Origin of the sequence: Halopseudomonas pelagia CL-AP6 (assembly GCF_000410875.1) — a bacterium.
Taxonomy (GTDB): domain Bacteria; phylum Pseudomonadota; class Gammaproteobacteria; order Pseudomonadales; family Pseudomonadaceae; genus Halopseudomonas; species Halopseudomonas pelagia.
Map to the genome: position 1 here is coordinate 399,989 of NZ_AROI01000009.1, position 13,979 is coordinate 413,967.

Sequence of the window (13,979 nt, forward strand, 5' to 3'; positions counted from 1 at the left end):
GGTGATACCGTGACTGAACAAGTCGAGAGTCTTATCAAGAAGGACTATGCGGCTGGATTTCATTCAGCTATCGAGTCCGACACTTTGCCGCCCGGCCTGGATGAAAGCGTTGTGCGCTTTATCTCGGCGAAGAAGGGTGAGCCAGAGTGGTTGCTTGAATGGCGGCTGAAGGCCTTCCGCGCCTGGCAGGAAATGGAAGAGCCTACCTGGGCTCACGTGCACTATCCGGAAATTGACTTTCAGGCGGTCTCGTACTTTTCCGCGCCCAAGAGCATGGCTGACAAACCCCAAAGTCTTGCCGAAGTTGACCCCGAACTGATTGCTACCTATGAAAAGCTCGGCATTCCTCTGCACGAACAGGAAATGCTCGCAGGCGTAGCCGTGGATGCCGTGTTCGACTCAGTCTCGGTCGTGACCACCTTCCGCGCCAAGCTCGAAGAAGCCGGAGTGATTTTCTGTCCGATCAGTGAAGCGGTGCACCGTTGCCCCGAGCTGGTGAAAAAATACCTCGGCAGCGTGGTCCCGCCAAAAGACAATTACTACGCGGCGCTGAACTGCGCAGTGTTTTCGGATGGCTCCTTTGTTTATATCCCTAAGGGCGTACGTTGCCCGATGGAGTTGTCGACTTATTTCCGCATCAACGAAATGAACACCGGGCAGTTCGAGCGCACCCTGATCATTGCCGAAGAAGGCTCGCATGTGAGCTATCTCGAGGGCTGTACCGCGCCGATGCGCGACGAGAATCAGCTGCACGCAGCGGTAGTCGAACTGGTGGCGCTGGATAACGCGACCATCAAGTATTCGACCGTGCAGAACTGGTATCCAGGTAACGCGGAAGGTAAGGGCGGCATTTATAACTTTGTCACCAAGCGCGGCATTTGCCATACCAACGCGAAGATTTCCTGGACCCAGGTCGAGACCGGTTCGGCCGTGACCTGGAAGTACCCCAGCTGCATCCTCAAGGGTGACAACAGCGTCGGTGAATTCTACTCGGTGGCGCTGACCAACAACTTTCAGCAGGCCGATACCGGCACCAAGATGATCCATTTGGGCAAGAACACCCGCTCGACCATTATTGCCAAGGGTATCTCCGCAGGGCGCAGCAACAGTGCCTATCGCGGTCTGGTGCGTTTCAACCCAGGTGCGGACGGTGCGCGTAACTTTACCCAGTGCGATTCCCTGCTGATCGGTGATCAGTGCGGCGCTCATACTTTCCCCTATATCGAAAGCCGCAATCCGACGGCGGTGGTCGAGCACGAGGCCACCACCTCAAAGGTCAGTGATGACCAGATGTTCCTCTGCCAGCAGCGCGGCCTGGATGCGGAAAAGGCCATTTCCATGATCGTCAACGGCTTCTGCCGCGAGGTGTTCAAGGAGCTGCCGATGGAGTTCGCGGTGGAAGCAGGCAAGTTGCTGGAAGTCAGTCTCGAAGGCTCGGTGGGTTAACCCGTTGCCACGACTGGCGTCCCTTTAATTCAATAGTTATTAGGCAGTTAATATGTTACATATCAAGGATTTGCACGCGAAAGTTGGTGATAAGGATGAAGATATTCTCAAGGGTTTGAGTATCGACATCAAGCCGGGTGAAGTGCACGCGATCATGGGCCCCAACGGCTCCGGTAAGAGTACCCTGGGCAATGTATTGTCCGGCCGCCCAGGCTATGAAGCCACCGCCGGCATTATCACTTTCAAGGGTCAGAATCTGCTGGAACTGGATACTGAAGAGCGGGCCCGCGAAGGGCTGTTTCTAGCGTTTCAGTACCCGGTCGAGATTCCTGGTGTCAGCAATATGGAATTCCTCAAGGTCTCTCTGGATGCCAAGCGCAAGCACGCCGGCTTGCCGGAATTGTCGTCCGTAGAGTTTATGAAACTAGCGCGTGAAACCAGCAAGCGCGTGGACCTGGATGCCAGCTTCCTCAAGCGCGGTGTCAATGAAGGCTTCTCCGGTGGCGAGAAGAAGCGCAATGAGATCATGCAGATGATGCTGCTTGAGCCGTCTTTGTGCATTCTCGACGAGACCGACTCCGGTTTGGATATCGACGCCTTGCAGGTAGTCGCTGATGGCGTCAACAGCATGCGTGACGGTCAGCGCAGCTTTATCGTTGTTACCCACTACCAGCGTTTGCTTGACTATATCGTGCCGGATTACGTACACGTGCTGGCCGGTGGTCGCATCGTCAAGTCCGGCGACAAGAGCTTGGCTCTGGAGCTGGAAGCCAAAGGCTACGGCTGGCTGGAAAACGAGGTTGCTTGAACCTATGACAGATTTTCAACGACAGGCGCTGACCTTAGCTCAAGAGCAGACTAGCCCCGAGTGGCTTACGCCGCTGCGAGAGCAGGGTGCCGCCCGATGGGCCGCCGCTGCCTGGCCGACGCGCAAGACGGAGTTATGGAAATACACCCCTCTGACGCCGCTGCAGAATACCTGCCCTAGCCAATGGGCGGTAAAGCCGAACGGCGACTGGCAGCAGGGTATTGAGCCGATCGAGGAGCTGGATGCCACGCGACTGGTTTTTATCAATGGCCAGTTTTCTGCTGAGCATTCCAGTGCCCTGCCTGAGGCGGTGGTACGCTTTGCCGACGCCAATGCCGGGCAGAGTGAGCTGATCAAACAGCATCTGGGCAAGGTAGTGGATGCCGAGCGCCATCTGTTTGCCGCGCTGAGCAACGCCTGGGCGGCCGACGGTATTCTGGTGCATGTGGCTGCGGGGCAAAAGCTCGGCAAGCCGCTGTATGTGCTGAATGTGTCTACGCCTGAAGCAGAGCCTGCGGTCAGCAACCAGCGCCTGCTGATGGTGCTGGATGACAATAGTCAGGCCGAGGTGATCGAACACTTTCTCTCCAGTGCAGAGCAGCAGAACGGCTTCGTGAATACCCTGACCGAAGTGGTAGTGGGTGCGAACGCGCAGGTGCAGCACTACCGGATCAACCTGGAGCAGGAAGATTTGCTGCACGTCGGCGGCGTACACGTCGACCTGCATCGCTCTTCACGTTTCTACGGTTTTACCCTGGCGCAGGGTAGCCGCCTGAAACGTATTGACTATCAGGTCAATCACCGCGGCGAGGGTGCGCATCTGGAATTGCATGGCGTCTATCTGCCGCGCAACAAGCAGTTGATCGATTATCACACCAACGTCGAGCACTGCGTACCGCATTGCACCACCAATGAAGTGTTCCGCGGCATCGTTGGCGATGCTTCAAAGGCGGTATTCAACGGGCGGATTCATATCCATCCGCAGGCGCAGAAAACCCTGGCACAGCTAAGCAACAAAAACCTGCTGACCTCGCATCAAGCCGAGATCAATACCAAGCCCGAACTGGAAATCTACGCTGACGATGTACGTTGTGCCCACGGCGCAACCATCAGCCAACTGGATCAGACTTCGCTGTTCTATCTGCAGAGCCGCGGCGTATCCAAGGCCGATGCGATGAGCATGCTGAGTTTCGGCTTTATCAACGAGCTGCTCAACGAGGTGCCAGAGCCAGCAATTCAGCATTATCTGCGTCCGCGTCTGGCTGCACTGTTTGGGCGTGAAGACACTGAACTGGGACAACTGGCCTATGAGTGAGCAGGCGCTGAAAAATCTGCCGACTTTTGATGCCGAGCGTATCCGCGCGGATTTTCCGATTCTGGAGCAACAGGTTAACGGGCATCCGTTGGTGTATCTGGACAATGCCGCGACCACGCAGAAACCCGAAGCGGTGATTCAGGCGATCGTTGATTATTACCGTCATGACAACAGCAATGTGCACCGCGGCGCGCATGCGCTGGCCGAGCGCGCGACCGAGAAATTCGAGAACGCTCGCAGCAAGGTCGCTGCATTCATTAATGCGGCCGAATCGCGTCAGGTGATCTGGACCAAGGGCACTACCGAAGGCGTTAACCTGGTGGCCGCGACCTGGGGTCGGGCGAATCTCAAGCCCGGTGATCGGGTATTGGTATCGGCCATGGAGCACCATTCCAATATAGTGCCCTGGCAAATGGTCGCGGCGGAGAGGGGCGCCACCGTAGAGGCCATCCCGGTCGATGCGACCGGTACCATCGATATGGCGGCTTATGCCGCAATGCTCGATGAGCGGGTAAAGATGGTCGCCTGTGGGCATGTATCCAACGCCTTCGGCACTATTAATCCGATTGAAGACATTATTCGTCTGGCTCATGAAGCAGGCGCTCTGTGTTTGATTGACGGCGCTCAAGCGATCAGCCACTGGGCGGTCGACGTGCAGGCGCTGGATTGTGATTTTTACGTATTCTCTGCGCACAAACTGTTCGGTCCGACTGGCTTGGGCGTGCTCTACGGCAAGGTCGCACTGCTTGAGGCCATGCCGCCGTATCAGGGCGGTGGCGAGATGATCGAGACTGTCAGCTTTGCCGGCACCACCTACAACCAGTTGCCGTATAAATTTGAGGCTGGTACGCCGGATATTGCTGGCGTGATCGCGCTCGGCGCTGCGGTGGACTACGTGAACAGTTATGACCGCGTTGGCGCAGCAGCACATGAGCAGGCTTTGCTGGCTTATGCTGAAGACAAGGCGCGCGCCACACCCGGTTTGACGCTGGTAGGCACGGCGGCGAATAGGACCGCAGTGATGAGCTTCCTGCTGGAAGGTGCGCACCCGCATGATGTCGGCATGCTGCTCGATCAGCAGGGCGTGGCCGTGCGTACGGGCAACCACTGCGCGCAACCGATCATGGATCAATACGGCATTCCGGGTACGGTGCGGGCCAGTTTCAGTATCTACAACACTTTCGCAGACGTTGATCGTTTGTTTGAAGCCCTGACCAAGGTCAGGCAGTTTCTGTGATCAGTCTCTGCAATCCAAGAGGAGTCATGGCATGAGCGTTGAATCCTTCGATCCAGGCAGTCAAGTGGTCACTGTGACCCCTGCGGCGCTGGAGCATTTTCGCCGGCAACTGGTTTCCCAGGTGGGCAAGTCAGTGCGTCTGAGCGTGAAGAAAAGCGGCTGCACGGGCTTTATGTACGTGATTGATATGGTCGAGCAGGGCGCGGAGAGCGATCTGCATTACCATCTCGACGAGCAGGTTGAACTGCTGGTTGATCGCGACAGCTTGGCGGTATTATCCGGCACCGAAATTGACCTGGTTAACGAGGGTATCAACCGTCAAATCAGGTTTATCAATCCCAACGTCAAAGACCAGTGTGGTTGTGGCGAAAGCTTTAGTGTGAGCTGACATGGAAAGACGTATGGTGGTCGCACAGGCTGATTGTCCTGCGCGCCGGGTTCCGGACGGCACACCGCTGACCATTCCCAAGGATACTTTTGTAACCATTACCCAGGCACTGGGTGGTAACTACACGGTGACCTATCACGGGCAGATGGTCCGTGTGGATGGTACTGACGCGGCCAATCTGGGCCTGGAGCCGGAGCTGCTGAGTTTTCCGCCTCCGGTTGATGACCTGATAGACGAGGCGCAGGTTTGGGAAGCTTTACGCACGGTTTACGATCCGGAAATTCCGGTGGATCTGGTGAATCTGGGTTTGATTTATTCGGTGGCGATTGATCAATCGACTAAGCGTGTGGATATCAGTATGACCCTGACAGCACCGGCCTGTGGCATGGGCCCAGTGTTGGTGGGCGATGTTGAGTACCGTGTGCGCCGTGTACCCAACGTGGACCTGGTCAAGGTCGAGCTGGTGTTCGATCCGCCCTGGAGCCGCGACATGATGAGCGAAGAGGCTCAACTGGAAACCGGAATGTTCTTTTAAAGTGGCTCTTTCAAGGTGATTCTTTAAGGTGATAGTTGCATGAGCGAGTTTGGTACCGACATCAGCAGCGAGGACATCGTCGATACGTTGGCCTTCTTCGACAGCTGGGAAGATCGCTATAAGTACATCATCGACTTGGGCCGCGAGCTGCCGCCAATGGATGACAGCCAGCGCACCGAAGCAAACATCGTGCGTGGCTGCCAGAGCCAGGTCTGGCTAGCCAGTGAAGAGCGTGACGGGCGCCTCTATTTCGTCGCAGACAGCGACGCCTTTATCGTCAAGGGCTTGCTCGCTGTGGTCCTGGCGGCTTATAACGGCAAAACGCCCACGGCTATCCTTGAATTCGATATTGAAGACTATTTCGGGCAATTGAATCTGATCAAGCATTTGAGCGTTACCCGAGGGAACGGTTTGCGGGCCATGGTTAAGCGTATTCAGGCTACTGCGGCGGCTTGATTTCCGGACTTTTACGCATTGATGGGCAGGCAATTGTGCCATGCTGGCGTCAGGCTATTGTGGGTAACGGCAGCGGACTATAAAGTGCGGCTTCGGGCGAAAAGCCCTCGGACATAATAATAACAGAGCCACTTGAGAGTTCTATACAGGATTCCATGCAGAGCATCTTGATACGTCTCAGAGAAGACTTTCAGTTATCCATCATTACCCTGGTCGGGCTGTGCTCGCTGATTGGTATTACCCCTTATATCGTCTTTCGGCTATTGGAAGGTAACCTGTGGGTAGGGCTGGTGGACACCTTTCTGGTGGTTGGCACCGGGTTCGCTGTTGTCTATGCCTGGCGTACCGGCGATACCATCAAGCCTGGGCAGTTTCTTGCCCTGATCTATTCTGCCGGTGCGGTGCTGGTTTCGATTAATCTCGGCGTAAACGGGCTGTTCTGGTTCTACACACTCATCCTGTTCAACTTCTTTGTAGTGCCGCCGGTACAGAGTGCGGTGGCCACCGTGGCTGCTCTAACCGTGGTCTGCACCTACGGCTACCTGAATCCTGGGTTAGTGTTCGAAAGCCATTACCAGATGACCTCCTTTGCCGTGACCTGCTTGATTGCCAGCCTGTTTGCCTCGGTATTTGCTTATCGCGGTCGTCGGCAACGCGAACAGCTGATTGAGCTGGCTACGCTGGATCCTTTAACACGCGCTGGCAATCGTAGGGCGATGGACAGCGAGCTGGACATCGCCATGGCTGATTATCAACGTCATGCCAACTCTTACGGCATGTTGGTGCTCGATCTGGACCTGTTCAAGGAAGTAAATGATTTGTACGGGCACAAGGCCGGCGACCTGGTGTTGACCGAGTTTACCCGGATCGTCAAGCAAAGTTGCAGGCAGTCCGATCGACTATTTCGCATGGGCGGTGAGGAGTTCGTGCTCCTGTTGCCGATGGTCGACCGCCAAGGGCTTGAGCAGGCCGCCAGTCACATTCGTTGCAGTGTGGCAGAGCAGTTGCAAACATCCCATGGCCCGGTGACGGTATCTATTGGTGGCTGCATGCTGCATCAGCACGCCAATAGCGATGATTGGATGCATGAAGCTGACCAATGCTTATATCAGGCCAAAGAGCTCGGTCGTAATTGCCATATCATCAGTCCCAAAGACTGAATTCCGGTTATCAGTCATTCGCATGATCTGGGCGCTTTGGTCGTTGCACTGGGCTCGTGTTGCTGTATGTCGACGATGAGATTAAAGAGCGCTCCTGACAAGCCCTGGAACGCTGGTTTGGACCTGTCAGGGGTAGGAATTGAACACCGATGTGGTGTTTTCTTGGTCAACACTGATCACCTGATACGCGTCGGTTCTGTCGCCCATTTCCATACCGGGAGAGCCTGCGGGCATTCCGGGTACGGCCAGGCCGATAATGCTCGGCTGCTTGCGCATATTCAGAATATCAGCAGCTGGCACGTGACCCTCGATAAATCGACCCTCCACGACGCCGGTATGGCATGAAGCTAGTTCTTGGGGAACGCCAAGCTGCCGCTTGACCTCGGTCATGTTTTTCTCAAGGTGGTCTGTTACGCTGAAACCGTTGCCCTGCAGATGCTCAATCCAGGCTTCGCAGCATCCGCAGCTGGGATCGCGATAGACGTCGATCGTCACCACGTCAGCGGCTTGAAGCGTTGAGCCCAGAAGGCTGGCGGTCAGTGCAATCGATGCAACTAGAGGTTTCATTGGGTTACTCCGTAGTTTCCTCTAGATTACGTCGTCTAAGGGCCGCGGGCAATTCCATGCTGGGTAGAATGCCAGTCTCTTGTACTAAATGATCTGCGTTTGGAGTGCGACCGAATGAGCGAGAATGTACTGCATCACTTGCAATCTTCACTGGCGGACCAGTATCGCGCGTTAGATCAGCATATAGGCCAGTTGGCCGACCCTTTGGCAGCGCACGCTTTGCATCAAACACGCATAGCGATGCGCAGTCTGCGCAGCTTGTTGCGGCCTTGGAGAGAGCAGGCAGAATGGTTCGCTGTAGTAGACCATATCGCTGGTGAGCTGGGCCGTAATACTAGCCAGTTACGTGATAGACAGGTTCTGATCCAAGAGCTGGAAAAGCGGGGCCTGCACTACCAGACCTTGGCCCGTAAGGAAGGGATGCTTACTGGATTCGGATTGATCGGTTCCGACCGCCGCTTTGATTTGCTTCTGCTGGCAATTATCACTTTGCAGAATCGACTTGTGGCTGGTGGTGCCGAATACCATATCGATCCGATCAGGCTTGCCGACTACGCGCAGAATATGAGCCGAAAATTAGTTGGAGCACTGCAAAATCCCCATCAGGACATGCATGATATACGTATAAAAATCAAAAGATTACGATATCTATATCAAGCTTATCCTGAATATCTCCAGCCAAGTTCTATAATGACTAAAACGCTGAAAAACGCCCAGGATGAGTTAGGCGAATGGCATGACAATCTGCAGTGGCTGATGGTGTCTGAACACGAGTCCGATCTGCGCTGCTGTAGAGTTTACTGGCAAATGCAGATTGATCGAAGGGCACGTCGTGCGCGTAAGAGATTGAAAAAGCTGCGCAAGTTACTGCGGCGCAGCCTGTGATCGAAGGCTGATTTAACGGCGTGCGATGACCTCTAAGGTATTCACGGCAATTGTTGTTCCCCCTCGGTTGTTGCTTTTGAGTTCATGACTTGGAGGTGTTGGGCAATATGAACAGGGTTAGCGCTCCCGCAATTAGACCCCAGAAAGCAGACCCGATTGAGAAGAGTGTGAAACCGGAGGCCGTCACCATAAAGGCGATCAGCGCTGCCTCACGCTCGCCGGGGCTTTCCATTGCTTTAGTCAAGCCGCCTACAATGGAGCCCAGTAACGCCAGGGCAGCAATAGAGATAACCAGCGCTTCGGGCAACGCCATGAACAGCACCGTCAGGGTGCCTGCAAATAATGCAATGCCGCCGAATAACGCGCCGCAGAATAACGCCGCTGTATAACGTTTCGCCGGATCGGCATGCGCTTCGTGGCCGGTACACACGGCGGCACTGATCGCCGCCAGGTTCAGACCGTGTGAACCAAAAGGCGCCAACAGCACCGACATCAAACCAGTCAGAGACAGTATCGGCGCCGGGTCTACTTCGTACCCGTCGGATTTGAGTATGGCAAGCCCGGGCAGGTTCTGAGAGGTCATGGCAACGATATATAACGGCAATCCGATACTGATCATCGCGCTCAGGGAAAAGCTGGGTGTTGTCCATTCCGGAAGTGTCAGTTGCCACTGCACATCAGGTAGATCCAGCATGCCGTTCAGCCAGGCAATCAGGGTGCCACACAGCAGCGCCAGCAGAACGGCATAGCGTGGTGCCCAACGCTTGGCCAGCAGGTAACTGACGAACATGATCAACACCAGGCCAAGCTGGCTCTGTGCAGCCTGAAGAATCTGGCTGCTGATGCGAAACAGAATCCCGGCTAATAGTGCTGCCGCCAGGGACGCCGGCAGTAGGCGCATCAGCCGGGCAACGGTTGAACTGATCCCGCTGAGCAGCAGCAACAGCCCGCAAAACATGAAAGCGCCGATAGCATCGCTGTAGGTAACGCCCGGCAGGCTGGTTATCAGCAGCGCCGCGCCGGATGTAGACCAGACCACCACGAGCGGGATGCGATAGCGCAGGGAGAGTGCCAGCGTACAGATGGCCATGCCTATGGATAACGCCCATATCCATGAGCTGATTTGCTCGGTGCTCAAGCCTGCGGCTTGGCCAGCTTGTACCATCAGCACCAGGGAGCTGCTGTAACCGGTAAGCATGGCGACAAAGCCGGCCGTCAGGGTAGAAAGGCTGGAGTCGCGCAAGACCCTAGGGGGGCGGAACGAGAGTGGACTGAACGGACGCATGGTAAATGGTGCCGGGTAGGATCGATGCGGTGAAGGATAGCCTAGTCAGAGGATCTGGCTGAGGTACAGCCAGATCCTGAGGTGTCGCAACAGTTGCGAGACGGCACGTGCAGTGGTGGGTTAATCGTGCAGGGAAAAGCGATAGTCATGCCGCTCAAGGGGCGTGTTGCCCGCTCCGGCTTCATAGGTGTCCACTACTACCTGGCCATCGGCGTGCAGCGAAACCACGCGAAACATCGGGTTATGCTGGGTCTCATCAGGGATTTTGGTGCGTTCCAGGGCGGGAATGTGCAGGTAGTGCACATGGCCAATCTTTTTCGAGTGCTCGGTGCGATCCATATCCATGTGCAGGTCGCCGGAAATGATTGCAGCCAGATTCTCCTTGTTGGTAATCCTTTCAAAAGCAGAATTGGTGATCCCCTTGTCTGCATTCTCTGGGAAGACACCGACCTGGGCACCATGCACTACCAGGAACACCGGTTTTGGATGCAGGCGGTCGATCTGTTCAGCCATCCACTGTACGCCACTGTCGTCAAAGTCACGGCCGTGATCTGGCGAAGCAAAGACCAACGCAACCTGTTCCCGCTCCACGACATAACGGGCATTGCCTATATGGGTCTTATCGGCGTTCCAGCGATTGGCATACTGCAGAAAGCGGGCAACACTGGCGTGGTGCTCTTCGTTACCCATGATCGGATAGAAGGGCAGGCTGAGACGCTCCAGTTCCAGGCTGGCATTGTCGTACTGGATCAGCGTGCCCTTGTGAGCAATGTCGCCGACACCAATAACGAAGTCCATGGATTGCTCTGCAGCCAGGGTATTGACGTGATCGACAGCGCTGGCCAGGCCCGGGAACTCAGCCAGCGGCTTGGGTTCGGCGTCGCCCAGCACGGCAAAACGCAATACGGGTTGGGACCCTTCGATTGGGCTGGCCTGCAGTGTGATCGGGGCGATCACCAGCAAAAAGGCGACAAAATAACCTCTAAATAAAGTAAAGATATTCATATAACTCCATGTTTTAATTTGTATTGCTGTAGGTTGTTTAGGCTGGTTAAGTGAGGGCGATTAGCTGAAGTCGGCAATCAGGTGCCTATTACGCCGCCGTCCTCCCGAGTAACCAGCACCGTGGTGCTGCGTGGGCGGGTCTGCCCATCGCTAGCGGGATAACTGATGCCCGGGTGCTGCACATTGATCCACATGCTGCGGTAATCCGGGGTCCAGGTGATGCCAGTGATTTCTGCGCCCCAGGGGCCTACCAGGAAACGTCGAACTTCGCGACTGTGCGGGTCGGCGCAGAGCAACTGGTTGCATCCGGTGTTCGCCGTATGGCTCGCTTGCTCGTCTGAGTCGGTCTGAATCCACAAGCGTCCGCTGGCATCAAACGCCAGGCCGTCAGGCGATGAAAAAATATCGCCATTGATGGTACCGAGCAGGTTCTCGCTGACCGGTTGACCTGCGGCGTCCAGCGCGCCGGGCTGATCCCCGGCCAGCAGGAAAATCTCCCAGGTAAAGGTAGTTGCGGTGGGGTCGGCGGCGGTTTCGTTCCAGCGCAGAATCTGGCCATGCAGATTGTCGGCACGCGGGTTGGCTGCATCCAACGGGAAGCGGGTGCCGCGTTCGCTGTTGTTGGTCAGCGTAACGTAGACCTCACGGGTTTGCGGGTGCACTGCCACCCATTCCGGTCGGTCCATGGGCGTGGCTTGGAGCAGATCAGCAGCGCCGCGCGCGTTAAGCAGCACTGCTTGCTGGTCGGCAAACCCGTTCTCTGCGGTCAGGCCATTTTCACCCCAGACCAGCGGTAGCCATAAACCTGAGCCATCTGCATTAAAACGCGCGGCGTAGAGCGTGCCGGCGTCAAGCAGACGACGGTTGGCGGCCGGCTGAGCGGGATCAAAGCGGCCTTCGGGTACGAATTTGTAAACATATTCGCCGCGGCTGTCGTCCCCGGAGTAATACGCCATACGTCCACCATCTCCAAGCGAGAGCACCGAGCACTCGCGTCCGAGGCGGCCCATTGCCGTGCGCTTTGCCGGGGTGGCCGCCGGATCGAAGGGGTCGATTTCTACCACCCAGCCGAAACGATTGGGCTCATTGCAGTGGCCCAGGTGCGGCTGTTCAGCGTTGGGGGTAGCGTCAAATCGCGCGTCGACCGACTCCCAGGCGTAGTAGCGACTGTTCTTCTCGTTACCTATTCCATAGCGTCGATGTTCCACGCGCTGCTGGTAGTCGGCGGCGTCGCGATTGACAAAATAATTGTGGAAATTTTCTTCGCACGCGAGATAAGTCCCCCAGGGTGTGACGCCCATGGCGCAATTGTTCAGAGTACCTATGACCCGGCTACCGCTGGGATCACTGGCGGTTTTCATGCGCGGATCTGCCCGCAGCGGTCCGGCCAGTTCAATATCTGTCAGGGCGCTGATTCGACGGTTGTAGGCTGACTTAGGCGCTCTTTGCCAGGCGCCATCCCGATCTCTGCGTACTTCGATAATACTCAGGCCGTGGGCTGCTTGTTCCTTGCGCACCTGCTCCAGCGGGCGCTGCTTGAAGCCATTGCCATCGTCGACGAAGGTCAGGCCGCCTGGGTGCAGGGTCGGGTTAATGTACTCGTGATTGATCACCAGCAGCCCATGGCTGTTGGGGGCATCGGCAAAGGGAAAAAAGTGCATGCCGTCATGGTTGTCGCCGGCCTGTTGCAACTGTGCTTGCCAGTTGTCTGATGCATCTGGCTGCCAGGCTGGAGCGCCGTCGAGTACCGCATCGCCCCAACTGAAAAAGGCCCTAGCCGTATAGCCAGGGGGCACAATGACCTGATCAAAACTGGCGGATGTCTGCGCGGTTATGCCGGTGAATCCCAGCAGCGAGCCCTGTTTGGCAAAGGCCTCTGCACCCCAAAGCAGCTTGCCGCCAAAAAAACCACAGGCGGCCATGGCGAGGCTGCCCTTGAGCAGGTTGCGTCGACTCTGATTGACCAGGCTGTTCAGCGAAGGCGCTTGGCTGGGGTTAATGCTGTGATTGTCCGCCGCTTGAAGGTCGGCGTGGTACTGCTGGTGTTCTTGTCGCATGTTTATTGCTCCAAACGAAAGCGGAAGGTGTTGCGCACGCCTGGCACGGCTACTGCCACGCCATCGACCATCCGCGGCTTGTAACGGAAGCTCTTGGCGGACGATAGCGCCGGACGGGCGAACACCGGGTCGTCACAGCCGCCCTCTACCACCACCGGGTTGTGCACCTTGCCTTGGGCGGTCACGGTATATTCCACAGTACAATCGCCTTCCGTGCGCTTATCCAGGGCGCGTTTTGGATAAGCTGGTGGGTTCTTGCTGATCGGCTGGTATTGGCTCAGGCTGGCGGCTTCCGCTTTGCGCCTGTCCTCTGCAACCCGTTGTCGTTGCGTCTCCGCTTCCTGAGCCGCCTGAGCCGCAAGCTGCTGTTGCTCGCGCTGCTTCTGCTCTTGCTCCTGACGCTGTTGCTCGGCTATCCGGCGTTGTTCCTCAGCACGTGCCTGCTCGCGCTGCTCGAGCTCTATGGCGCGCTGGCGGGCGATGGCTGCATGATCAATCGGCGGTTTGACCGGCTCCGGTGGTCGCTCCACTACCGGTGCGGGTGGCGGCAGGGGTGGAGATGTGGTCGGCGGAGTTTCGATCACCAGTGGCGGAACTGGCACAGGGATTGGCTCTGGTGTCGGCGCCACACTGATGGTCACCAGTTGCGTCCTCAGCACTTTCTCGCTCGCCACGGCGGGTGCGCTCGGTGACCAATTGCCCAACAGCAGGGTAATGATTGCCCCGTGCAGCACCAGGGTAGCGGCGGCTGGCCAGAGAAAATGGCCGAGCTTTTCGGCTGGCGGTGCGGACGATTCCAGCGAGGGGGTGGTCGGTGGCAGCATGGCAGTCATTG

The 13,979-nt window shown here is 56.6% G+C and carries 14 protein-coding genes; 9 read left to right on the forward strand and 5 right to left on the reverse strand.

Annotated elements, in window-relative coordinates:
- The first annotated feature begins 9 nt into the window (after window positions 1-9).
- The 8 genes from sufB (at window position 10) to K787_RS0109425 (ending at window position 7,345) form a co-directional block, all read left to right on the forward strand.
- Window positions 10-1,446, forward strand: coding sequence for a Fe-S cluster assembly protein SufB (sufB, locus tag K787_RS0109390; RefSeq protein WP_022962546.1), 1,437 nt, complete (start codon window positions 10-12; stop codon window positions 1,444-1,446).
- 52 nt (window positions 1,447-1,498) lie between these two features.
- On the forward strand, window positions 1,499-2,254 hold the full coding sequence (gene sufC / locus K787_RS0109395; protein WP_022962547.1) for a Fe-S cluster assembly ATPase SufC: 756 nt from the start codon (window positions 1,499-1,501) through the stop codon (window positions 2,252-2,254).
- Between the two features lie 4 nt (window positions 2,255-2,258).
- Window positions 2,259-3,569 carry a Fe-S cluster assembly protein SufD gene (gene sufD / locus K787_RS0109400; protein ID WP_022962548.1) on the forward strand — a complete coding sequence of 437 codons (1,311 nt, stop codon included), beginning with the start codon at window positions 2,259-2,261 and terminating at the stop codon, window positions 3,567-3,569.
- The gene (locus K787_RS0109405; RefSeq protein ID WP_022962549.1) at window positions 3,562-4,806 is read left to right on the forward strand and encodes an aminotransferase class V-fold PLP-dependent enzyme; all 1,245 of its coding nucleotides are present in this window, start codon (window positions 3,562-3,564) and stop codon (window positions 4,804-4,806) included. The genes sufD and K787_RS0109405 overlap by 8 nt, the downstream gene beginning before the upstream one ends.
- A gap of 31 nt (window positions 4,807-4,837) precedes the next feature.
- Complete coding sequence (locus K787_RS0109410) at window positions 4,838-5,194, forward strand: HesB/IscA family protein (RefSeq protein WP_022962550.1); 357 nt, start codon at window positions 4,838-4,840, stop codon at window positions 5,192-5,194.
- Between the two features lies 1 nt (window position 5,195).
- Window positions 5,196-5,729, forward strand: coding sequence for a putative Fe-S cluster assembly protein SufT (gene sufT / locus K787_RS0109415; RefSeq protein WP_028614781.1), 534 nt, complete (start codon window positions 5,196-5,198; stop codon window positions 5,727-5,729).
- 39 nt (window positions 5,730-5,768) lie between these two features.
- Entirely contained in the window at window positions 5,769-6,185 is a 417-nt protein-coding gene (locus tag K787_RS0109420; RefSeq protein ID WP_022962552.1) for a SufE family protein, read from the forward strand.
- A gap of 155 nt (window positions 6,186-6,340) precedes the next feature.
- Entirely contained in the window at window positions 6,341-7,345 is a 1,005-nt protein-coding gene (locus K787_RS0109425) for a GGDEF domain-containing protein (protein ID WP_022962553.1), read from the forward strand.
- Window positions 7,346-7,471: 126 nt separating this feature from the next.
- Here K787_RS0109425 and K787_RS0109430 read toward each other — a convergent pair whose 3' ends face one another.
- Complete coding sequence (locus tag K787_RS0109430; protein WP_022962554.1) at window positions 7,472-7,912, reverse strand: DUF411 domain-containing protein; 441 nt, start codon at window positions 7,910-7,912, stop codon at window positions 7,472-7,474.
- Window positions 7,913-8,026: 114 nt separating this feature from the next.
- Between K787_RS0109430 and K787_RS24290 the strand changes: the two genes are divergently transcribed.
- A complete protein-coding gene (locus K787_RS24290) occupies window positions 8,027-8,797 on the forward strand; it encodes a CHAD domain-containing protein (RefSeq protein ID WP_022962555.1) in 771 nt (256 codons plus the stop codon).
- A gap of 82 nt (window positions 8,798-8,879) precedes the next feature.
- On the opposite strand, the gene K787_RS0109440 is transcribed toward K787_RS24290, so the two are convergent.
- From K787_RS0109440 to K787_RS0109455, 4 genes are all read right to left on the reverse strand, one after another.
- A complete protein-coding gene (locus K787_RS0109440; protein WP_022962556.1) occupies window positions 8,880-10,082 on the reverse strand; it encodes a benzoate/H(+) symporter BenE family transporter in 1,203 nt (400 codons plus the stop codon).
- Between the two features lie 120 nt (window positions 10,083-10,202).
- Window positions 10,203-11,087: a metallophosphoesterase family protein gene (locus K787_RS0109445; protein ID WP_022962557.1), complete on the reverse strand. Its 885-nt coding sequence runs from the start codon at window positions 11,085-11,087 to the stop codon at window positions 10,203-10,205.
- A gap of 77 nt (window positions 11,088-11,164) precedes the next feature.
- Window positions 11,165-13,144: a PhoX family protein gene (locus K787_RS0109450; RefSeq protein WP_022962558.1), complete on the reverse strand. Its 1,980-nt coding sequence runs from the start codon at window positions 13,142-13,144 to the stop codon at window positions 11,165-11,167.
- A gap of 2 nt (window positions 13,145-13,146) precedes the next feature.
- Window positions 13,147-13,977 (reverse strand): energy transducer TonB, encoded by an 831-nt coding sequence (locus K787_RS0109455; protein ID WP_022962559.1) that lies wholly within the window; start codon window positions 13,975-13,977, stop codon window positions 13,147-13,149.
- Window positions 13,978-13,979 lie beyond the last annotated feature (2 nt).

What these genes read in the sequence shown, in the direction of transcription:
- sufC (WP_022962547.1), top strand. Translation starts at nt 1,499, where the DNA reads ATGTTACATATCAAGGATTTGCACGCGAAAGTTGGTGATAAGGATGAA.
- sufD (WP_022962548.1), top strand. Translation starts at nt 2,259, where the DNA reads ATGACAGATTTTCAACGACAGGCGCTGACCTTAGCTCAAGAGCAGACT.
- K787_RS0109405 (WP_022962549.1), top strand. Translation starts at nt 3,562, where the DNA reads ATGAGTGAGCAGGCGCTGAAAAATCTGCCGACTTTTGATGCCGAGCGT.
- K787_RS0109410 (WP_022962550.1), top strand. Translation starts at nt 4,838, where the DNA reads ATGAGCGTTGAATCCTTCGATCCAGGCAGTCAAGTGGTCACTGTGACC.
- sufT (WP_028614781.1), top strand. Translation starts at nt 5,196, where the DNA reads ATGGAAAGACGTATGGTGGTCGCACAGGCTGATTGTCCTGCGCGCCGG.
- K787_RS0109420 (WP_022962552.1), top strand. Translation starts at nt 5,769, where the DNA reads ATGAGCGAGTTTGGTACCGACATCAGCAGCGAGGACATCGTCGATACG.
- K787_RS0109425 (WP_022962553.1), top strand. Translation starts at nt 6,341, where the DNA reads ATGCAGAGCATCTTGATACGTCTCAGAGAAGACTTTCAGTTATCCATC.
- K787_RS0109430 (WP_022962554.1), bottom strand. Translation starts at nt 7,912, where the DNA reads ATGAAACCTCTAGTTGCATCGATTGCACTGACCGCCAGCCTTCTGGGC.
- K787_RS24290 (WP_022962555.1), top strand. Translation starts at nt 8,027, where the DNA reads ATGAGCGAGAATGTACTGCATCACTTGCAATCTTCACTGGCGGACCAG.
- K787_RS0109440 (WP_022962556.1), bottom strand. Translation starts at nt 10,082, where the DNA reads ATGCGTCCGTTCAGTCCACTCTCGTTCCGCCCCCCTAGGGTCTTGCGC.
- K787_RS0109445 (WP_022962557.1), bottom strand. Translation starts at nt 11,087, where the DNA reads ATGAATATCTTTACTTTATTTAGAGGTTATTTTGTCGCCTTTTTGCTG.
- K787_RS0109450 (WP_022962558.1), bottom strand. Translation starts at nt 13,144, where the DNA reads ATGCGACAAGAACACCAGCAGTACCACGCCGACCTTCAAGCGGCGGAC.
- K787_RS0109455 (WP_022962559.1), bottom strand. Translation starts at nt 13,977, where the DNA reads ATGACTGCCATGCTGCCACCGACCACCCCCTCGCTGGAATCGTCCGCA.